The organism is uncultured Flavobacterium sp. (assembly GCF_963975515.1).
In the GTDB taxonomy this organism is placed as follows: domain Bacteria; phylum Bacteroidota; class Bacteroidia; order Flavobacteriales; family Flavobacteriaceae; genus Flavobacterium.
In genome coordinates, this window is the sequence record NZ_CAXBGY010000004.1 from 155,466 (window position 1) to 175,970 (window position 20,505).

The window sequence follows — 20,505 nt, forward strand, 5'->3', positions numbered from 1 at the left end:
AATAAAAAATTATTGGCTAATATTTTGAAGTAAATTAGTAAAGAACAAGATTTTATCTTTCTTTTTTAATTCTGAATTATTTTTGTAATACTCATTAATGATTTTCTTTTTATCAGGAAATGCATTAACAATACTTTTTTTGGATGATATTTGGTTGAATTTTTTGTCTTTGTATAAAACAAAATCAGTTTCATCACTAAATTCCACAAAAATACTTTTACCTATAAATACTTCTCTTTTGCTTTTGGAATGTTTTATGTAAAATGATAAGGTGTTGTTTTTTATTTTTTCTTCATAAAATCCTTTTATAAATTCATTTTTTTCGGAATCTACTTTATCTAAATTAACAAAATTTAATTCCTTAATTTTAAATGAATTTACATTTGATTTGATTAAGTTTATTCCAGTTTTTTCCGAATTCCCTGAAGATCTAAAAACTATTTCGTCATTGAAGGCATCATATTTTAATGATAAATTATGATACACTTGTCCTAAGTAATTTAAAGAACCAGTAACATATTTTTCACTACTGTAGTAAATATCTTTATTATTGTTTACTCTGTAGTTGTTATAGTGAAATAAGCCATTTGTTATTGCTAAGTTTTCTTTACCAATAATACTGTCATATGTTGTTAAGTAGCTGTCATTTTCTTGTGCAAACAAGCAAAAAAAAGAGGTAAAGAATAAACTACTAAATAAAAGGACTAATTGTATAGATTTCATGAAATTAACTTTTTATAAAAGTATTAAAAATAATTACATTAAAAACATTTTGTGTAAGATTTTACCGAAAACGCAAAAATTCCGTTTTAAAATAATTAAAACGGAATTTTTTATGAAATTTAGTATTAAAAATAACCTTTTTTAAGATTATTCTTTTTTCTCGATCGGTCTTTCTTCTCTAGGAGGTCTAGGTAAAAGAGCCTTTCTTGAAACTTTTTCTTTTCTTGTTTTTGGATCAACACCGAAGTATTTTACCATAAATACATCACCCATGTTTACTACATCAGTAACGTTTTCTGTTCTTTCCCAAGCTAATTCAGATACGTGTAATAAAACTTCGTTTCCTGGTGCGTCAGTATATTCTACTACAGCTCCAAAATCTAACATTTTAATTACTTTTACTTCATAAGCTTCACCAACTGTTGGTTTAAAAATGATTGAATCAATTTTAGCCATAACCGCAGCAATTCCAGCTGGATCAGTTCCTAAAATTTCAACAATTCCTTCTTCAGTAAGTGGGTCTTCATTGATAACAATTGTACAACCAGTAGTTTTTTGTAATTCTTGAATCACTTTTCCACCAGGTCCAATTAAAGCACCAATAAATGCATTAGGAATTCTTCTTGTAATAATTTTTGGAGAATGCTCTTTCACATCTACTCTTGGTTGAGCTAATGTTTCAGTTAATTTCCCTAAGATATGTAAACGTCCGTCACGAGCTTGAGCTAATGCAGCTTCCATAATCTCGTATTTTAAACCGTCAATTTTTATATCCATTTGACAAGCTGTAATTCCTTCAGAAGTTCCAGTTACTTTGAAATCCATATCTCCTAAATGATCTTCATCACCTAAAATATCAGATAAAACAGCATAACGATCTCCGTCAGTAATTAATCCCATTGCAATACCAGAAACAGGACGAATCATTTGAACTCCAGCATCCATTAATGACAATGTTCCAGCACAAACTGTTGCCATAGAAGAAGAACCGTTAGATTCTAAAACTTCAGAAACAACACGAATTGTATAAGGACAATCAGCAGGAATCATATTTTTTAAAGCACGTTGTGCTAAATTTCCGTGACCAACTTCTCTTCTAGATGTTCCTCTTAAAGGTCTAGCTTCTCCAGTTGAGAAAGGAGGGAAGTTATAATGTAAATAGAATTTTTCTTCTCCTTGTTGTGAAGGTGAATCAATTTGGTTTGCTTCTCTAGAAGTTCCTAAAGTTGCTGTTGCCAAAGCTTGAGTTTCTCCACGTGTAAACAAAGCAGAACCATGAACAGAAGGTAAGTAATCTACTTCACACCAAATATCTCTGATTTCTGTAGTTTTTCTTCCGTCTAAACGTGTTCCTAAATCTAAAGTTACGTTACGAACAGCTTCTTTATTGGTTTTTTTGAAGTATTTAGAAACTAAATCTCCATTTTCTGCCAATTCTTCTTCTGTAAATAAAGCTTTAACTTCTTCTTTAACCTCTTCAAATGCAGCTGTACGTTCTTGTTTTGCAGAACCTTTACTTGCAATGGCATAGATTTTATCATAAGAAGCTTCTTTTACTTTAGCGTAAATAGCTTCGTCTTCTCTTTCTCCTTCGTATGTACGAACTTCTTTTTTACCAAAAGCAGCTTGTAAACGTAGTTGAGCAGAAATTTGATTTTTGATGTGCTCATGAGCAAATTTAATTGCTTCAAGCATTTCAGCTTCTGAAATTTCTTTCATTTCTCCTTCTACCATTGCGATAGAATCCATAGAAGCTCCAATCATCATATCAATATCTGATAATTCTAATTGTGCACGACTTGGATTGATGATGAATTTACCATCAATTCTACCAACTCTAGCTTCAGAAATTAAAGTTTCAAAAGGAATGTCAGATAAAGCAAGAGCTGCTGATGCTGCTAAACCTGCTAATGCATCTGGCATAACGTCTTCATCGTAAGACATTAACTGAATCATAACTTGCACTTCTGCATGATAATCATCTGGGAAAAGTGGACGTAAAACACGGTCAACTAATCTCATTGTTAATACTTCGCTATCACTTGGTCTTGCTTCTCTTTTAAAGAAACCTCCAGGAAAACGACCTGCAGCAGCAAATTTCTCACGATAATCTACTGTTAAAGGTAAAAAGTCAATGCCTGGGCTTGCTTTTCTAGAAGAAACAACTGTACCTAAAATAACAGTTTTTCCAATTCTAATGACTACAGAACCATCTGCTTGTTTAGCTAAACGTCCTGTCTCGATTGTGATGTTTCTTCCATCACCTAAATCGATAGTTTCTACAAATAATTGTGGAATCATAATTTTTTAATTCTTAATTAAACAAAGGGTTAGTTGTGTTGTAGTTGTGTGTGTAGTTGTTTGAAACCCAATGAAAAAACTGAACTTTTTCTACTATAAAACGTAAAATAAAAGGGGCACAAAGCCCCTAGTATAATTTATTTTCTGATGTTTAATTCTTTGATTATCTCACGATATCTCAAAATGTCTTTCTTAATTAAGTAATCAAGAAGACTTCTTCTTTTTCCTACCAAAAGAACTAATGAACGCTCTGTGTTATAATCATGACGATTTTTTTTCAAGTGTTCCGTTAAATGTGAAATTCTGTGTGTGAATAACGCGATTTGTCCTTCTGCAGATCCTGTATTTTCTGCTTTTCCTCCGTGTTTAGCGAAGATTTCTGCTTTTACTTCTTTAGTTAAGTACATGCTAATATTACTTTAAATGATTATTATGTATGAATTATATGGTAGTAATTCGGGTGCAAAGATAAGAATAATTGTGAATTGTGGATTATGAATTGTGAATTATTTTTACTAAGTTAAAATAAATTTGCAACTTGCTCATTCACAAACTCTAAAAAGCGTTCGTCTGCTTCAGTAAAAGGGTCAATAACATGTGAGTCAATGTCAATTTGACCAATGTTTTTTCCGTCTACAAATAATGGAACAACAATTTCAGATTTCACTGTAAAACTACAAGCAATATAATTGTCTTGAGCAGCTACATCTGGAACAACAAAATTAGCATTTGATTCAGCCACTTGTCCACAGATTCCTTTTCCAAAAGGAATTACTGTATGATCTGTTTCAGCTCCAACATAAGCTCCAAGATGTAATGTTTTAGTTTCATGATTAGCAAAATAGAATCCAACCCAATTATAATAGGATATGTTGTCTTGTAAGTATTGACAAATGTTTTTTAATTTTTCATCTCTAGTTAAAACTTCATTTTTAACAATTTCTGAAATTGATGGTTTTAAATCTTCAAAGTTCATTTTCTATTTTTTTTACAAAAGTATTTAATAGAATTCACATCAAAAAACTAATTGATTTTATTTTAACTATATTTTATAGTTGTATTGAATGTTTTAAAAGTTACTTACATTCAATTAAAATGTATATTTTTGAAAAAAAATAGCCTTGAAAGAAATTTTTATTCAATACAAACCTTTTTTTACTTTTTTAGTAAAGTTCGTTTTGTTCTATTTCGTTTTTGCTTTTATTTATAATCAATTTCTAAATCAGTTTGATGTATCTAGCTTTGAATTGGATTCGATTACAAAAATGGTTTCAGATCATACGACATATTTAATGCGCTTTTTTAAGGAAGATTATTATGTGATTCCTAATAAATCAGAATCTTCAATGAAAGTAATTTATAACGGAAAATATGTTGCCAGAATTATAGAAGGTTGTAATGCAATTAGTGTAATTATTTTATTTGCTGCTTTTATTTTTGCTTTTGCTTCAAGTTGGGTTAAAACATCTCTGTATATTTTTATTGGAGCTATTTTGGTCTACGTTTTAAATATAATTCGAATTGGTTTGTTGGTTTGGGCTATTTATTATTATCCTGATTATCAAGAATTTTTGCATGGAACAATATTTCCTTTATTTATTTATGGAGTAGTTTTTATTTTATGGATAATTTGGGTTACAAAATTCTCTAAATATGCAAAATAAAATCATTAGATATATTGGAATTTTTGTTGCTTTATTCTTGATCATTTGCATCAGGTTTTTTGAAGATAAGTTGTTTTATGATCCTTTTTTACAATTTTTTAAATCAGATTATCAAAATAAATCGTTGCCGAATTTTGATAGTTTCAAATTGCTATTGAATCTTTTTTTAAGATATTTAGCCAATACATTACTTTCCATAAGTATTATTTATCTGCTTTTTCAAAACAAAATGCATGTCAAAATTGCATCGTTTTTGTATTTGATATTGTTTGTTGTATTAATAACAGTGTTTTCATTTTTAGTTTTTGGATCAGATAAGCCTGATTATTTGCTATTGTTTTATGTAAGACGATTTTTAATTCAGCCTGTTTTGATATTGCTTTTAATTCCTGCATTTTACTTTCAGAAAAAAGCCGAATAACATTTTTTTTCACTACCTTTAAGTGTAAAATTGGGTGTTATGAAAGTTACTAAGTATTCTGGTGAAGTTGTTACATTTGAAAAAGATAAACTCAAAAAATCTTTATTTAAATCAGGTGCTTGTGAAGCTGATGTCAATCGTGTTCTAGAAACAATCGAAAAACAGTTGTATGACGGAATTCCAACAAAGAAAATCTATAAAATGGCTTTTCAATTGTTGAAGAAAATAGATAATGTTCATGCGGCAAAATATAATTTAAGAAGCGCAATTATGGCTCTTGGCCCAGCTGGATTTTATTTTGAAAAATTTGTAGCAAAACTTTTTCAATTGGAAGGTTTTGAAACCATGACCAATCTGACTTTAGACGGAAAATGTGTTTCTCACGAACTAGATGTTTTGTTAAAAAAAGACGAAGAAATCAGTATGGTAGAATGCAAATTTCACAGTAGTCAAGACGCAAAAACAGATGTAAAAGTTCCCATGTATATTTTATCAAGGTTTAATGATTTAGCGGTTAAAGAATACACTTTATTTAATAAAAACAATAAAATATCAAAATGTAGAATTATTACCAATAACCGATTTACAGAAGATGCAATTCAATTTGCTACTTGTTCGCATATGGAATTATTAAGTTGGAATTATCCTTCGGGTAATAGTTTAAAAAACAAGATTGATTCTTATCATATATATCCAGTTACTGCTTTAACAACTTTAACGCTTTCTGAAAAAGACAAACTATTAACTCAAAATATTATTACAGCAAAAGAATTATTGGCAAATAAAGAATGGTTAGTTAAAATTGGATTAAGCGAAAATCGAATTAAAAATGTATTAAAAGAAACCAATCAATTGTGTAATATTCTCAAACATTAAAAGATGAAAATTTATTTTTTAGGTGCTGCAGTAACAGTAACAGGTTCAAAATTTGTGGTTGAATACAATGAAATCCGTATTCTAATTGATTGTGGCTTGTTTCAAGGGTTAAAACCCTTACGCGAATTAAATTGGCAACCTTTGTCGATATTGCCTTCAACGATTGATTTTGTATTGTTAACCCACGGTCATTTAGATCATTGTGGTTGGTTGCCAAAATTAGTAAAGGATGGTTTTCAAGGTAAAATATTTTGTACAAGCCCTACCAAACAAATTTCTCAATTAATTCTTTTAGACAGTGCAAAAATTCAGGAAGAAGAAGCAGAAAGAGCCAATAAAGAAAATTATTCAAAACACAATCCTGCTAAACCTTTATATACCGTAGAAGATGCAGAAAAAGTAATTCCGTTTTTTAGAGTTGTGGACAAAGATTTAGAAATTAAATTGACGGATACAATCTATTTTAAATTCTTTTACGCAAGTCATATTATAGGAGCTTGTTCCATAGAATTGCATATTGAAGATAAGGTCTTAGTTTTTTCTGGAGATATTGGTCAAGATGATGATGTCTTGCTTTACCCACCAATAAAACCTAAAAAAGCCGATTTTGTTTTTATGGAAAGTACTTATGGAAATAGATTGCATCCTAATAATGATGTAATGTTCGAGTTGGAACAAATAATAAACAATACTTTTCAAAAAGGAGGCAATGTTGTGATTCCAAGTTTTGCTGTTGAACGCGCCCAAACTATTATGTACTTGCTTTGGCAATTAAAAGAGCAAAAACGTATTCCAGATATGCCTTATGTAATTGATACTCCTATGGGAATTAGCGTTCTTGATGTTTTTCTGGAAAATACAAAATGGCATAAATTAAACCCGCATCAATGTGAAGAAATGTGTAAAATGTTTACCATGATTTCTTCTTATAAAGATACAATTGAAACTATTTATAATGAAAAACCAAAAGTAGTCATTGCTGCAAGTGGCATGATAACTGGTGGAAGAGTGCTTTCTTATTTAGAGCGATATATAGTAGAAGAAAAAAATACGGTTCTTATGGTTGGTTATCAAGCTGAAGGAACAAGAGGTAGAAAATTATTAGAAGGTTCAAAAGAAATTAAATTCTATGGAAAATATTATCCTGTAAATGCAAACATAATAATGGTTGAAGGTTTGTCTGCTCATGGTGATCAAAAAGATTTGATTAATTGGTTAAGTGAACTGGAAAATAAACCACAAAAAGTCTTTCTAATTCATGGTGAAAACGCTGCAGCAGATGAGCTTCGAATTAAGATAAATGAAACCTATGGTTTTGATTGTATTGTGCCGCTTTTAGAACAAATCATTGAAATTTAGAAAGTTTTAACGTCAAATTGATTTAGAATCCTTATTTTTGTGCCAATGAAATTTAAAAAACATATCAGTATGCTATTAGCTTTTGTGGTCTTTATGGCTAACATTGGTTATAGTTTTACAGTGCATTATTGTAAAGATACTATTGCTTCAATTTCATTAAAATCTGCATTTGAAGAGCCTTGTATTGAAGAAATTGCATCTTGTTGTGCATTAGAAAACAATCACGATAATTGCTGTTCAGATAAAGTAATTAAGGTTGAAAAGAAAACAGATAATTTTGTTACTAAACATTTTAAAATTGGTTTCGAATCCATTACTTTTCAAGAAAAAACATCATTTGAATTCTTAAAAAGACACGTTTTTTACACTAAAAAAGAAACTGCTGCTTTTTATTGTGATTCCAATGCACCACCTATTTACAAATTAAATTGCCAATTAGTTTTATACGCATAATATTTAATGTTTTTATCAAATTAGAATTGATTTAATAACGTTAAATAACTATTTATGTATAAAAAAATAATGTATTTACTATTGCTAGTTTCTTCGATTACTCAAGCTCAAAATGAGGTAATTAAAGGAAAAATAGTAGATGAAAACAATGTAACTTTACTAGGAGCAAATGTCTATTGGCTCAATACAAATATTGGTGTAGTTACCAATGAAAACGGTGAATTCACCATTAAAAAAGCACAAGAAACAACAAGCTTGGTAGTCAGCTATATTGGTTATAATACCAAAAAAGTTGAAGTAATTGATGATTCATTCTTAACCATTAAACTAAAAGCAGTTGAAGAATTAACTGAAGTTGTTCTCTCAAAATCTTTAAAAAGTACTGAACATTCTTTGTTTAAAGCCACTAATGTGCAAACCATGGGGCAAAAAGAGTTGCTAAAAGCTGCTTGTTGTAATATTTCCGAAAGTTTTTCAACAAACCCATCTATTGATGTCAATTATTCGGATGCTGTGACTGGAAACAAACAAATTAAGATGTTAGGGTTAACAAGTCCATACATTTTAATTGCCGAAGAAAACATTCCTTCGGTTCGTGGAGCCTCACAAGCTTATGGTTTGTCTTTTGTGCCTGGAACTTGGGTAGAAAGCATTCAAATTACAAAAGGAGCTGGAAGTGTAATTAATGGTTATGAAAGTATTTCGGGTCAAATAAATTACGAAATTCTTAAACCAGCCTTTGATGACCCATTTTTTCTAAATGCTTATGCAGGAATGGGTGGAAGATATGAATTAAACACACACTTCAATCATAAATATTCTGATAAGTTAAGTTCAACGTTGTTTCTTCATGGAAATACTAGAAATACTAAAACGGATAATAATGACGATGGTTTTTTAGACAACCCTATAGGAAAACAAGTTAATGTTTTAAACCGTTGGCAATATAATGATGCTGAAAATGGAATTGTAAGTTTTCTAAATCTTCGTTATATGAATGACGAAAAACAAGCGGGTCAAGTGGCTTTTAATCCTGATACGGATAAATTAACTACAAATGCTTGGGGAAGTGAAATTGACACCGAAAAAATGGAAATTTCAAACAAAACAGGTTACGTCTTTCCAGACATGCCTTATCAAAGTATTGGTTTTCAAAACTCTTTTCAATCGCATAAACAAGAATCATATTTTGGTTTAAACCAATATGATATTGATCAAAAAAGTTATTATTCTAATTTACTTTTCAGTTCGATAATTACAAATACAAAAAATAAATTCACCACTGGAGTTAATTTTACTTACGATAAATATAAAGAGTTTGTTGCCGTAAATTTTGCTCAAGATTTTTCTAGAATCGATAATTCAGTTGGTGCTTTTTTTGAATATGATTATGATAATCTAGATAACTTTCAAGTTGTTGCAGGAATTCGTATTGATAATCACAACCGTTTAGGAACGTTTGTTACACCAAGATTACACATAAGATATAATCCTTGGAAAGATGCAGTTGTTAGAGCTTCTGCTGGAAGAGGAAAAAGAGCTGCAAATATTTTTGCCGAAAATCAACAATTATTTGCTTCTAGCAGAAATTTCTCAATCTTAAATACTGATGGAAAATTATATGGTTTAAATCCAGAAATTGCATGGAATTACGGATTAAGTTTTATTCAGAATTTTAAATTATTTGGTAAAGATGCTGATGTGGTTTTGGATTATTATAGAACCGATTTTAAAAATCAAGCTGTTGTGGATGTTGATTTTAGTCCTCAACAAGTTGTTTTCTATAATTTAAAGGGAAATAGTGTTGCCAATTCATTTCAAGCCGAATTTAATATTGAATTGAAAAAGCATTTGAATTTAAAAACAGCTTATAAATATTATGATGTTAACACAGATTATATTGTTGGAAATCTTCAAAAAGCATTACAAGCTAAAAACAGATTTTTTGCTAATTTATCTTACGAAACACATATTTTAGATAAAGGGCAACAATGGAAATTTGATGCTACATACAATTGGTTAGGGAAGCAACGTTTGCCAATTACAGCAAGTAATTTGCCCCAATACCGTTTAAATGAATTTGGAGAAGCTTTTGGAGTTATAAATGCTCAAATTACAAGAACTTTTTCTAGCACGTTTGAAATGTATGTTGGTGGAGAAAATATCGGAAATTACAAACAAAACAATGCAATTGTAGGAACAAATGATCCTTTTGGTTCGTATTTTGATAGTAGTATGATTTATGGACCAACTTTTGGTTCTATGTATTACGTTGGCTTAAGGTTTAAAATTAAATAGAATTTTTTTGATTTTCAGATTTTTGATTTTCAGATTTTCAGAAAAAAAATAATAACAATAAATAATAATATGATGAAAAAATTAATTTTAGTACTATTGCTTTCTTTTGTTGGGTTTTCAATGAATGCTCAAGATAAAGCCGTTAAGAAAAGCAAAAACAAAGAAGTAATTATAAAAGCTGCTGGTAATTGTGAAATGTGTGAAAAGCGTATTGAAAAAGCAGCATTTTCTGTTAAAGGAGTTAAAAGTGCAGAATGGCATGTAGATTGTCAAGATATTCATGTTATTATCGACGAGAATAAATGTACAAAAGAAGATGTAGCAAAGGCAATTGCAAATGTTGGGCACGACACAGATATAGTTAGAGCTTCTGATGAAGCTTATGAAGAAATGCACGAATGTTGTCAATATGATCGAATAAAATAGATTAAATAAAAAATCCCGAAATCGATTTCGGGATTTTTTATTTAAAATTAAGTCAATATTAATTTTCATATTTGTTTTTTGTTATACATTTGTTCGTTATTTAAAAGTAAAAGTGAGTATAATCAAATACAGTTTCAAAAAACTAGTTTTTATATTACCAATGTTGGCATTGCTGCTAGCATTGAACAGCTTTACCCAAGAACAAAAAACTTTTCAATTAGAAACAAAAACTATTGTTTCTAATTCTGATACTAAACAATATCCAATATTTATTTCTTCAGATTTAGAAGATAAGGACTTGGTTTATAATGAATCAGAGAAATCAGAATTTGAAATTGAATTAGATTTTTACCACAACTATTCTTTTTCGAATAATTTTCTTGATCTAAAATTTAAATCTGGAATAAATTCGATAGCATATAATTTCCATAAGTCAAATCAAAATCTTCCGTTGTATGATTTGTTTTGTAAGTGGAAATTACACCTTTCTTAATACATAATTTTGATTATTTTTTGAGACTTTAACCTTTATTCAGAATCTCAAAAAGTTATTTTGGTTTAATCATAGATTCTGAGTCAAGTTCAGAATAACAGAAATATCTGTTAATTAATCCAAAAATTCACTTATGTATTAATCTTATTTCATTCAAAAAATGAATAATTCAACTATAAGTTTTGATGAACAACATGTTCTTCATTACTTAACTCATTATTTACCTGCACAAAATCCGTTAAAAGACTTTGTGCATCACAATACATTACATGCTTTTCAAGACAGACATTTTTTTGATGCTTTGCAAGAATCCTCGAAAATATTTGGGTATAAAACCTATTTGTCTATCGAAGATTTTAGAAAACGTTTTCACAAAAATAAAATTAGTGCTGCTGTATTAAATCAGGTCATAAATAAAAATAAAGGTGTAGAAAATGCTTCTGTTTGGTTAGATAAAATGCTTAAAAAACAGTACGATGAATCTTTAAACCCAAGAATTGGGAGTTTACGCTCTCATTGGAAATCACAATATTCAATGAATCTTGATAAATCTACGCATAGTACCTTATTTAGAGTTCTTTGTAGTTATTTAGATCAAGGAATTGCTATGTGGTCTTTTCCAATTCATGATAAAGGTTTTTTATCCTCAATTCGTGAATTAGAACTTACTAGTTTTTCGGGATTTTTCAGCACAAAGCGTGCTAAGAGATTACTAGAAGAGAAAGCTACAATTACAGATTTATTAAAAATTGTAGTTGGTGATGAACGTTTTTATGAAACCTATATTTTTGATCAACAGTTTTCGCATCCTGGTTGGAGTGGAATGGTAGCAACTTTAGAAAGTAATCCAACATCATTATTAGATAAAAAATCAATCACTTTAGAAGAACTTATAATTTTCGAATTACTTCTTGAAATTGATACATTAGATAAGAAATTTGGAGAAAATTGGGCACCTTTAGCTAGCAGAATTGAACAAAATCCTCAAAATTTATTTAGTCCAGTTGATTCAGATGAGCATTTTGAAGTTTTATCCTTATGGCAACAAGCTTTTGAATGGTCATTATACGATCAAGTATTAGCAACTGTTAAGCAATATAAACCATTAGAAGAAAAAGACGAACCAAGTTTTCAGGCTTTCTTTTGTATGGATGATAGAGAATGTTCTTTTAGAAGACACATCGAACACCTAGATAAAAAAGCTATTACTTTTGGAACTGCTGCTTTTTTTAATTTCGAATTTTTCTATCAACCAGTTAATGGCAAGTTTTTCACTAAGCTTTGTCCTGCTCCAATGACACCAACTTTTTTAGTAAAAGAAGAACATAGAAAGAAAAAACATGCCAAAGATTTTCATTATCACAAGCGTTCACATTCTTTGTTTTTTGGATGGATAATTTCACAAACTCTTGGTTTTTCAGCAGCTATAAAGTTGTTTGTTAATATATTTCAACCAAGAATGACTCCTGCAACAAGTGCATCTTTTAAGCATTTAAATAAAAAAGCAAAATTACATATCGAAAACAAAGATGTTACTGATAGAGTAGATAATCTGCAAGTAGGTTTCACTGTTGAAGAAATGGCAAATAGAGTAGAAGGCTTACTAAAAAGTAATGGTTTAATCAAAAATTTTGCTCCAATTGTTTATTTAGTTGGTCATGGTGCAACAAGCGTTAATAACACACATTATGCAGGTTATGATTGCGGTGCTTGTTGTGGTAGACCAAGTTCGGTTAATGCAACCGTTGCTTGTTTTGCCATAAATCATCCTGAAGTTAGAGAAATTTTAGTTCAAAGAGGAATTGAAATTCCAAATGAGACACAGTTTTTGCCTGGTTTACACGATACAACTCGTGATGAAATTACTTTTTATCAAGAAGAAACTTTATCAGATGAGAATAAAAGTTTGCACCAACAAAATGTAATCATTTTTGAAGAAGCATTGTTAAATAATGCTAAAGAACGCTCTCGTAGATTTGATACAATTGATTCTACCCAATCACTTAAAAAAATTCATGAAAGTATTAAAAGACGTTCGGTTTCATTGTTTGAACCACGTCCAGAACTAAATCATGCTACAAATGCAATGTGTATTGTAGGAAGAAGAAGTTTGTCTAAACACATGTTTTTAGACAGACGTTCTTTTATGAATTCCTATGATTATACAGTTGATCCATCAGGAGATTATTTGTCTGGAATTTTAAATGCAGTAGCTCCAGTTGGTGGTGGAATTAATTTAGAATATTACTTCTCAAGAGTTGATAATCAAAAATTAGGTGCAGGAAGTAAATTACCTCATAATGTCATGGGACTAATTGGTGTTGCTAATGGAATTGATGGCGATTTAAGACCTGGCTTACCAAGTCAAATGATTGAAGTTCATGATCCAATTCGCCTATTAGTCATCGTAGAGCATTTTCCAGAAAAAGTAAAGTATGCAATAACAAAAAATCCTGCAACTTATGAATGGTTCATAAATGAATGGGTGAAATTAGTTGTTGTACATCCTGATACTTTAGATTTACATCATTTTAAAAATGGCGAATTTGAAATTTATACACCAATTCAAAAAGAAATTATTACAATTTCTGATGAATTAAAACTAGCTGAAGAAACTATTGATAACCTTCCAATTGGAATATTAAATTAAGGTAAGATGAACGAGTTATTACTATTTTTTATAGCATTACCTTTTGTAGGTTTTATCATAAGTTTAATGTTGCCAGAAAAAAAAGAAGCTTTAATTTCTTGGCTAGCATTTGGAACTGTTTTTACACAATTAGTAGCCTTAATTATTTTTATTATTTTTTGGATAATTAATGGTGCAAATCATTTAAATTTGAACGAAGCTACACTTCTAAAAACGGCTAATTACGAATTTTTTATTGATTTTTATTTCGATAAGATTTCGGCAGTGTATTTATTTATTGGAGCACTTTTAACTTCAATGATTACAACATATAGTCGTTATTATTTACATAGAGAAAAAGGATACAAGCGTTTTTTTAATACTGTTTTGTTTTTCTTTTTTGGGTATAATTTAGCCATTTTAGCAGGAAATTTTGAAACCCTTTTCATTGGTTGGGAAATCATCGGAATTTCATCTTTCTTATTAATTGCTTTTTATAGAGAACGTTATTTACCTGTAAAAAACGCTTTTAAAGTATTTTCAATTTACAGAATTGGAGATATTGGAATGATATTAGCCATGTGGGCAAGTCATCATTTATTTCATGAAAATATTACTTTCATGAAGATGAATAACTTTGAATTAGTAAATGAGCATTTGCAAAACCATACTTTAATTGGGACATTTATTGCACTTTCATTGGCTTTAGCTGCTGCTGCAAAATCAGCACAAATTCCATTTTCGTCTTGGTTGCCAAGAGCAATGGAAGGACCAACGCCATCAAGTGCTATTTTCTATGGTTCGCTTTCTGTACACTTAGGAGTTTTCTTAATGTTAAGAACATTTCCTTTTTGGGAACATCAAACTTTTATGCGTATTGCTATTGGTTTAATGGGTTTAACAACAAGCATCATGGCAGCTTATATGGCAAAAGTTCAATCGTCTGTTAAAAGTCAAATTGCTTATAGTTCTATATCGCAAATTGGATTGATTTTTATAGAAGTCGCACTTGGTTTAGAGACTTTAGCTTTATTTCACTTTGCAGGAAATGCCTTTTTAAGAACTTATCAATTATTGGTTTCGCCATCAGTTGTGAGTTACATGATTCGTGAGCAATTTTACAATTTTGAGGCTAAAGAAAGAGGTATTAAAAACACGTTGCCAAAACGACTGGAATATGCTTTATACATTTGGAGTTTAAATGAATTTAATTTAGAAAAATTTGTAAACTTAATTCTATGGAGACCTTTAAAAACATTAGGTAAATCACTAGATTTTTTAAACTTAAAGCGACTGATTCTTATATTTATTCCAACTTTTATCTTAGGAATTTTGTTGTTTGAATTTAAAGAATCAGTTCCAATAAGAGTAATAAGTGTTTTACCTGAGGTATTTGCTTTTATTGGCTTGTTGTTTGTCTTTAAATCTTTTTCTGAGCGAAAAAGCCCTTTTATAGCATGGATGTTAATTGTCTTGAATCATTTCTGGATTTCACTTGCAATTGTTTTTAATGAAAAAGTAGAATACTCAGAATTAGTAGTCTATTTATCTGGAATTGTTGTTGCAGGAATTGTTGGTTATTTAGCTTTAATAAAATTAAGTAAAATGGAAACTAAAGTTGGCTTAAACCAATATCTAGGACATGTATATGAACATCCAAAATTTGCTTTTTTCTTTTTATTAGCTGCTTTAGGAGTAACGGGCTTTCCAATAACAACAACTTTTATTGGTGAAGATTTGATTTTTAGTCATATTGAAAGTCATCAAGTGTTGTTGGCATTCTTTATTGCTTCGAGTTTTATCGTTTCCGGAATTGCTGGAATTCGTATTTATACAAGATTATTCCTTGGGCCACATATTAAAACTTATCACGAATTGCCATATCGTTCTTCTTAACCAATGGCAATTACAATATCAAAAATCAATTAAAATAAATAATCAAAAAGATTCTGAAACGAGTTCAGAATGAAAAAATATTCGAAAAAATGAGTTCAAACATAAAAAAATATATTCCTGCTGACGGATTAGCAGGATTGAGAGAGAATTTTAAAACAGACGCAATATCAGGATTTATAGTTTTCTTATTAGCATTGCCTTTAAGTTTAGGAATTGCAAAAGCTTCAGAATTCCCCCCAGTAATGGGTTTGTTAACCGCTATCATTGGTGGTATTGTAGTAAGTTTTATGATGGGTTCTCGATTAACAATTAAAGGACCAGCTGCAGGTTTAATTGTAATAGTCGCAGGTTCTGTTGCCGAATTTGGACAAGGTGATCCAATTTTAGGTTGGAAATTAGCTCTTGGTGCAATGGTTGTTGCTGGAGTAGTTCAAATTTTATTTGGAGTTTTTAAATTAGGAAAATTAGCCGATTTCTTTCCGCTTTCTGCTATTCATGGAATGTTGGCTGCTATTGGAATTATAATTATTGCAAAACAAATTCCGGTTTTATTAAATGATGATCCAGCTTTAGGGAAAGGAAAAGGGCCTTTAGAATTGTTGGCTAATATTCCAAATTTCATAATGAATTTAGATCCAAAAGCAACTTTAATTGGTGTTGTGAGTTTAGCAATTATGATGGGCTGGCCTTATATCAAAAATAAAAGTATTAAAATAATTCCAGCACCTTTAGTAGTATTGCTGTTTGCAATTCCATGTGAATTATTTATGCATTTTAAAGAAACTGAACCAGCATATGCATTAGTGAAAATTGGAAATTTTGTAGATGCATTAGGATTTAATGCAAGTTTTGATGGGTTTTCTCAAACGGGTGTTTTTATTAAATACGTAATTATGTTTGCTTTAGTGGGTTCATTAGAGTCACTTTTAACGGTTAAAGCGATTGATTTAATGGATCCTTTTAAACGTAAGTCAGATATGAATAAAGATTTAATAGCTGTTGGAATAGGAAATACAATTGCAGCATTTTTAGGTGGTTTACCAATGATTTCTGAAGTCGCTCGTTCTTCTTCAAATGTAAATAACGGAGCACATACTCGTTGGGCAAATTTTTTTCATGGAGTTTTTATACTAGCTTTTGTATTATTAGCAGCACCTATTTTAGAAATGATTCCTAATGCTGCTTTAGCTGCCATGTTAATTACTGTAGGAATTAAATTAGCTCATCCAAAAGAATTTGTTCACACATTTAAAATTGGAAAAGAACAATTGGCTATTTTCTTGGTAACAATTTTCTTTACATTGTTTGAAGATTTATTAGTAGGAATTGCTGCCGGAATTATACTTAAAATGATAATTCATTTATTTAACGGAACACCAATTTCATCGTTCTTTAAAGCACCAACATTAGTGTCATTTGAAGGAAATAATTATTTAGTTGAAATTGATAAAGCAGCCATTTTTACAAATTATTTGGGAGTAAAACGTAAACTAGAAGCTATTCCTCCTGGATTTAATGTAACTATCGATTTAAAGAAAACAAAATTAGTTGATCACTCTGTTATGGAAAACCTAGAACATTTTAAAAATGACTATGAATCTAATGATAATAGCACTGTTTCAATTATCGGTTTAGATAATCATCAACCCCTTTCAGAACATCCATTATCTGGTAGAAAAAATAAATAATAACAATTTGTTTAGTTAGTTAAAGGAAGAAGTATTTAATTTTTTTTTAAATGCTTCTTGCCTTTGATGTTTGAAAATATTAAATATAAAATGAAAAAAATAAATATAATTGCATTAACGGCATTAGTTTTTTTGTCTATAAATAGTTTTGCACAAGAAACAATTCATCACGACAAAACAAATACTTGGTTTACTTTATTAAACCGTTTAAATATTAATAAAGATTGGAGCGTTTCAAATGAAATTCACGAAAGAACAGGTGCTTTTTTAACTGATCAAGGTACTTTTTTATGGAGACCTTCTGTAGATTATCACTTAAATGAAAATGTAGAGTTTAGCGTAGGATATTCTTATCTTAGTAACAAGCCAAATGATCCAAATCCAAACCCAAAAATTGGTGTAGTTGAAAACAACATTTGGGAACAAGTTCTGTTAAAAAATAAAATTGGAAAAGTTAATTTTCAACACCGTTTGCGTCAAGAAAATAGATGGTTTGATACTGTTGGTCAAAATGTAGACGGAACGTATTCTAAAACAGGGAAAGATTACGCAAATCGTTTTAGATATCGTTTAACGGTTAACACGGATATTAAAATATTTAAAAACAATCAATCTTTGTTTTTTCAGGCTTTTGATGAGGTATGGATTCCTCAAACAGATAAGTTAGCACCAAAATCATTGTCAAGAAACTGGTTTTACGCTGGTTTAGGATATAAATTTAATCCTAAAACAAATTTACAAATCGGTTATATGAGTCAGTTTGATCCTATTGGAAACAATACCTATATTTCAACACCAATTTTACAAACAACTTTTGTTAGAAATTTTGATTTATAATAGAAATGATGATTAAAAAAAGATCCCGATAAGTTAATGCTTATCGGGATTTTTTTAATTTACATCAATTACAATATTCTCATAATAAAAATTACCTTCATTGTCTATACCTTGAATGTTAACCAAGACGCTTTTTTGATTTAAAACTGGAATAGTAAACTCAAAATTGCCATTGGTAGTTGTATATAGATTTGGAATCCAATTTATGGTGCCATATTTTTTAAAGGCTTGGTTTTCATAATAAGAATATATTGGGTTTTTAAATGGAATCTCTTTTTGAAAACCGTCTTTTATAATCAGCGATTTTGAATTTATTTTTTCATTACCAATACCACCAAATTGCTTTTTTGTATATATTCTAATAGTTCCACTAGGAGAAGTCATTCCTGTTCCAAAACCTCTTTTATTTATATAAATTTCATCAACTGTACTTAAATTCATGTTTAATATTAAATCTAGACTTCCCAATGGAGCATCGTCTAAAAATATTGAAGGAGTTAGCGAACCGCTAAACGAATTGGCTGTTCTGCTCGTAATGGAAACTGACCCACCAACCGTTCTTACATCATAACCATGGGATTGAATAAATCCAATTACATCATAATATAAATCAGCTTTATCCTGATCGATTTTATAGCCTTGTGAACCACCTCGGTTTAAATAATTTGTAGTGTTTTCTAATTTTAATTCAACTTTGTCAACAACAACAACATCTCTTAAAACTGTAGTATTTGCCATGTAAGGAAAATCAGAATTGAACTCTGTTAAAGGAGTAAAAGTTGTGTTTTTACATTTTGTTTTTATTTCAGGTAGCATCTTTAAAAACCTGTTTTTGTTATTAGAAACTTTAGAATATAATTTAATAGCTTCGTATTTAGATTTATTATCCAATAAGGAAATGAAAAAGGCTGTTGAATCTGTAGCTACTATGTTTTCAAACAAGAAACTATTTTTATCATCTATTTTTCCAGTAAGATTGATTCCGTTTGCTATAGACGACAAAACCACGCTGTATTTGTCCTTGTTTGAAATGGTTTGGTTTAAAGTACCTTCAACTGTTAAACCAACATCGAAAGGATATTTTATTGTTGGTGTTTTTGTTACGATGTTATTCCAGTCGTATTTTGAAGCGTTTTGATTTAATAAAACCAAGTCTAATTCAAATTGTTTTTTGCGGTTAAAATCTTTAAAATAATAAGAATTGTTTTCTAATTTATTTATCAAATAAGCATTAAAATTTAATTGAGATGTAATGGAATTTTCTTCAAAAGAAGAAATAGTTTCTGTTGGAAGTACACTAATACTAAAGTTGGCAATTTTGTCTTTTAGGTGACCTTTTATCAGTAGTGTGTCTTTAGAAATGCTGCTCTTTTCCAAAACAATAGTTGATGTGTTTTTGATATGATTATAAATCATTCTTTCGGCTATTGCATTATTGTTTTCATCTAAAACTCTTAAGATATTAACTCCTTTAAACAAAGCAGCTTTATCAATAATGATATCATTTGACAAACTTTTAAAATAGAAATCTATTAAATTTACTTTATCGTTTTTTTGAATTACTAATGTGTAATTTTTGTCTTTGTTCTTGTTAAAAGTATAATTGTTGGTTTTGATTTTTAAGAATACCTTGTTTTCATCAGAATAGTTATTTACATTCATTGAAATGCCTTCTGTTGTGACTAAAGGAAGGTTTTTTTCAATATTGCCACCGCTTTGTTCTACTACAATTTTATATTGTTCGCTTTTTGTTTTTAAAATGTCAAATTTCCCATAACCTTGATCATTTGTTGCAAATTGATTTATTAAACTATTTTTTGAATCATATACTTTAATGTTGCTTAATTTTACTCCTTCTCCACTACAATTTTTAATTTGAACGCCTACAGTGTTATCACAATCAAATAGTAATTTCCCACCTTCAATGCCAATACTAATTGATTCATTGTCTAAAGAATTGTTGTTGTTTGTTTTAGGACTGTCTTTAGTATTAATTATCTCAATTGGAATAATTGAAGACTCATCTTCTTCAAAATTATTCATAAAATTAGTGTAAGTATGGATATAGTAATTTCCAGAAGAATAATTTTCATCAAGTTTTAAATGGCCAATTATAATTCCATTACTGGCTAAAAATAGTTTTGAAACAATTTCGTTTTTGTCTTCGTCTAAAATTCTAACATAGACGTTAGTTGTTGAATAATTTAATCCATTTGATTTCTTATCTATTATATATCCCTTAAACCAAATAGTTTCATTGGTTAAGTAAACACTTTTGTTAAAATGCAAGTGAATGTTTTCACTTGCCAAACTGTAATAATCATTAATTGATTTAGTGATTGTTTTATGGTTATCTTGTTCTTGAGCATTTGAGGTCAAAAAAAGAAATGTAAAAGCCAGTAGGTAATAGTTTTTGTACATAAATTTATAAATAATTGTTT

17 protein-coding genes are annotated in these 20,505 nt (G+C 29.5%); 12 read left to right on the forward strand and 5 right to left on the reverse strand.

The window, feature by feature from the left end; translation table 11 throughout:
- Window positions 1–9: 9 nt before the first annotated feature.
- The 4 genes from AAC008_RS07095 to AAC008_RS07110 all read right to left on the reverse strand — a co-directional run bounded on the left by AAC008_RS07095 (window position 10) and on the right by AAC008_RS07110 (window position 4,000).
- Window positions 10–723: a hypothetical protein gene (locus AAC008_RS07095; protein WP_339888335.1), complete on the reverse strand. Its 714-nt coding sequence runs from the start codon at window positions 721–723 to the stop codon at window positions 10–12.
- Window positions 724–870: 147 nt separating this feature from the next.
- Window positions 871–3,024, reverse strand: a complete 2,154-nt coding sequence (locus AAC008_RS07100; RefSeq protein ID WP_339888336.1) for a polyribonucleotide nucleotidyltransferase — start codon at window positions 3,022–3,024, stop codon at window positions 871–873.
- Between the two features lie 137 nt (window positions 3,025–3,161).
- Entirely contained in the window at window positions 3,162–3,431 is a 270-nt protein-coding gene (gene rpsO, locus AAC008_RS07105; protein ID WP_026718332.1) for a 30S ribosomal protein S15, read from the reverse strand.
- Window positions 3,432–3,544: 113 nt separating this feature from the next.
- Window positions 3,545–4,000, reverse strand: coding sequence for a GAF domain-containing protein (locus tag AAC008_RS07110; protein WP_339888337.1), 456 nt, complete (start codon window positions 3,998–4,000; stop codon window positions 3,545–3,547).
- 145 nt (window positions 4,001–4,145) lie between these two features.
- Here AAC008_RS07110 and xrtF point away from each other — a divergent pair, with 145 nt between their 5' ends.
- The 12 genes from xrtF (at window position 4,146) to AAC008_RS07170 (ending at window position 18,064) form a co-directional block, all read left to right on the forward strand.
- On the forward strand, window positions 4,146–4,688 hold the full coding sequence (xrtF, locus tag AAC008_RS07115) for an exosortase family protein XrtF (protein ID WP_339888338.1): 543 nt from the start codon (window positions 4,146–4,148) through the stop codon (window positions 4,686–4,688).
- On the forward strand, window positions 4,678–5,109 hold the full coding sequence (locus AAC008_RS07120; protein ID WP_339888340.1) for an exosortase F system-associated protein: 432 nt from the start codon (window positions 4,678–4,680) through the stop codon (window positions 5,107–5,109). The genes xrtF and AAC008_RS07120 overlap by 11 nt, the downstream gene beginning before the upstream one ends.
- A gap of 39 nt (window positions 5,110–5,148) precedes the next feature.
- Window positions 5,149–5,985 carry a restriction endonuclease gene (locus AAC008_RS07125; RefSeq protein ID WP_339888341.1) on the forward strand — a complete coding sequence of 279 codons (837 nt, stop codon included), beginning with the start codon at window positions 5,149–5,151 and terminating at the stop codon, window positions 5,983–5,985.
- Window positions 5,986–5,988: 3 nt separating this feature from the next.
- Window positions 5,989–7,344 (forward strand): MBL fold metallo-hydrolase, encoded by a 1,356-nt coding sequence (locus tag AAC008_RS07130; protein ID WP_339888343.1) that lies wholly within the window; start codon window positions 5,989–5,991, stop codon window positions 7,342–7,344.
- A 45-nt stretch (window positions 7,345–7,389) separates the two neighbouring features.
- The gene (locus AAC008_RS07135; protein ID WP_339888345.1) at window positions 7,390–7,797 is read left to right on the forward strand and encodes a hypothetical protein; all 408 of its coding nucleotides are present in this window, start codon (window positions 7,390–7,392) and stop codon (window positions 7,795–7,797) included.
- 54 nt (window positions 7,798–7,851) lie between these two features.
- Window positions 7,852–10,095: a TonB-dependent receptor gene (locus AAC008_RS07140; RefSeq protein WP_339888346.1), complete on the forward strand. Its 2,244-nt coding sequence runs from the start codon at window positions 7,852–7,854 to the stop codon at window positions 10,093–10,095.
- A 72-nt stretch (window positions 10,096–10,167) separates the two neighbouring features.
- A complete protein-coding gene (locus AAC008_RS07145) occupies window positions 10,168–10,521 on the forward strand; it encodes a metal transporter (protein WP_339888347.1) in 354 nt (117 codons plus the stop codon).
- A 112-nt stretch (window positions 10,522–10,633) separates the two neighbouring features.
- Window positions 10,634–11,014, forward strand: a complete 381-nt coding sequence (locus AAC008_RS07150; RefSeq protein ID WP_339888348.1) for a hypothetical protein — start codon at window positions 10,634–10,636, stop codon at window positions 11,012–11,014.
- A gap of 160 nt (window positions 11,015–11,174) precedes the next feature.
- Entirely contained in the window at window positions 11,175–13,664 is a 2,490-nt protein-coding gene (locus AAC008_RS07155; RefSeq protein WP_339888349.1) for a DUF2309 domain-containing protein, read from the forward strand.
- Between the two features lie 6 nt (window positions 13,665–13,670).
- A complete protein-coding gene (locus tag AAC008_RS07160) occupies window positions 13,671–15,539 on the forward strand; it encodes a proton-conducting transporter membrane subunit (RefSeq protein ID WP_339888350.1) in 1,869 nt (622 codons plus the stop codon).
- Window positions 15,540–15,628: 89 nt separating this feature from the next.
- Entirely contained in the window at window positions 15,629–17,227 is a 1,599-nt protein-coding gene (locus AAC008_RS07165) for a SulP family inorganic anion transporter (protein WP_339888351.1), read from the forward strand.
- 90 nt (window positions 17,228–17,317) lie between these two features.
- The gene (locus AAC008_RS07170) at window positions 17,318–18,064 is read left to right on the forward strand and encodes a DUF2490 domain-containing protein (protein ID WP_339888352.1); all 747 of its coding nucleotides are present in this window, start codon (window positions 17,318–17,320) and stop codon (window positions 18,062–18,064) included.
- A 54-nt stretch (window positions 18,065–18,118) separates the two neighbouring features.
- On the opposite strand, the gene AAC008_RS07175 is transcribed toward AAC008_RS07170, so the two are convergent.
- Window positions 18,119–20,485, reverse strand: coding sequence for a hypothetical protein (locus AAC008_RS07175; RefSeq protein WP_339888354.1), 2,367 nt, complete (start codon window positions 20,483–20,485; stop codon window positions 18,119–18,121).
- Window positions 20,486–20,505 lie beyond the last annotated feature (20 nt).

What these genes read in the sequence shown, in the direction of transcription:
- AAC008_RS07120 (WP_339888340.1), top strand. Translation starts at nt 4,678, where the DNA reads ATGCAAAATAAAATCATTAGATATATTGGAATTTTTGTTGCTTTATTC.
- AAC008_RS07135 (WP_339888345.1), top strand. Translation starts at nt 7,390, where the DNA reads ATGAAATTTAAAAAACATATCAGTATGCTATTAGCTTTTGTGGTCTTT.
- AAC008_RS07155 (WP_339888349.1), top strand. Translation starts at nt 11,175, where the DNA reads ATGAATAATTCAACTATAAGTTTTGATGAACAACATGTTCTTCATTAC.
- AAC008_RS07100 (WP_339888336.1), bottom strand. Translation starts at nt 3,024, where the DNA reads ATGATTCCACAATTATTTGTAGAAACTATCGATTTAGGTGATGGAAGA.
- AAC008_RS07110 (WP_339888337.1), bottom strand. Translation starts at nt 4,000, where the DNA reads ATGAACTTTGAAGATTTAAAACCATCAATTTCAGAAATTGTTAAAAAT.
- AAC008_RS07170 (WP_339888352.1), top strand. Translation starts at nt 17,318, where the DNA reads ATGAAAAAAATAAATATAATTGCATTAACGGCATTAGTTTTTTTGTCT.
- AAC008_RS07145 (WP_339888347.1), top strand. Translation starts at nt 10,168, where the DNA reads ATGAAAAAATTAATTTTAGTACTATTGCTTTCTTTTGTTGGGTTTTCA.
- rpsO (WP_026718332.1), bottom strand. Translation starts at nt 3,431, where the DNA reads ATGTACTTAACTAAAGAAGTAAAAGCAGAAATCTTCGCTAAACACGGA.
- AAC008_RS07165 (WP_339888351.1), top strand. Translation starts at nt 15,629, where the DNA reads ATGAGTTCAAACATAAAAAAATATATTCCTGCTGACGGATTAGCAGGA.
- AAC008_RS07140 (WP_339888346.1), top strand. Translation starts at nt 7,852, where the DNA reads ATGTATAAAAAAATAATGTATTTACTATTGCTAGTTTCTTCGATTACT.
- AAC008_RS07130 (WP_339888343.1), top strand. Translation starts at nt 5,989, where the DNA reads ATGAAAATTTATTTTTTAGGTGCTGCAGTAACAGTAACAGGTTCAAAA.
- AAC008_RS07095 (WP_339888335.1), bottom strand. Translation starts at nt 723, where the DNA reads ATGAAATCTATACAATTAGTCCTTTTATTTAGTAGTTTATTCTTTACC.
- AAC008_RS07125 (WP_339888341.1), top strand. Translation starts at nt 5,149, where the DNA reads ATGAAAGTTACTAAGTATTCTGGTGAAGTTGTTACATTTGAAAAAGAT.
- AAC008_RS07175 (WP_339888354.1), bottom strand. Translation starts at nt 20,485, where the DNA reads ATGTACAAAAACTATTACCTACTGGCTTTTACATTTCTTTTTTTGACC.
- AAC008_RS07160 (WP_339888350.1), top strand. Translation starts at nt 13,671, where the DNA reads ATGAACGAGTTATTACTATTTTTTATAGCATTACCTTTTGTAGGTTTT.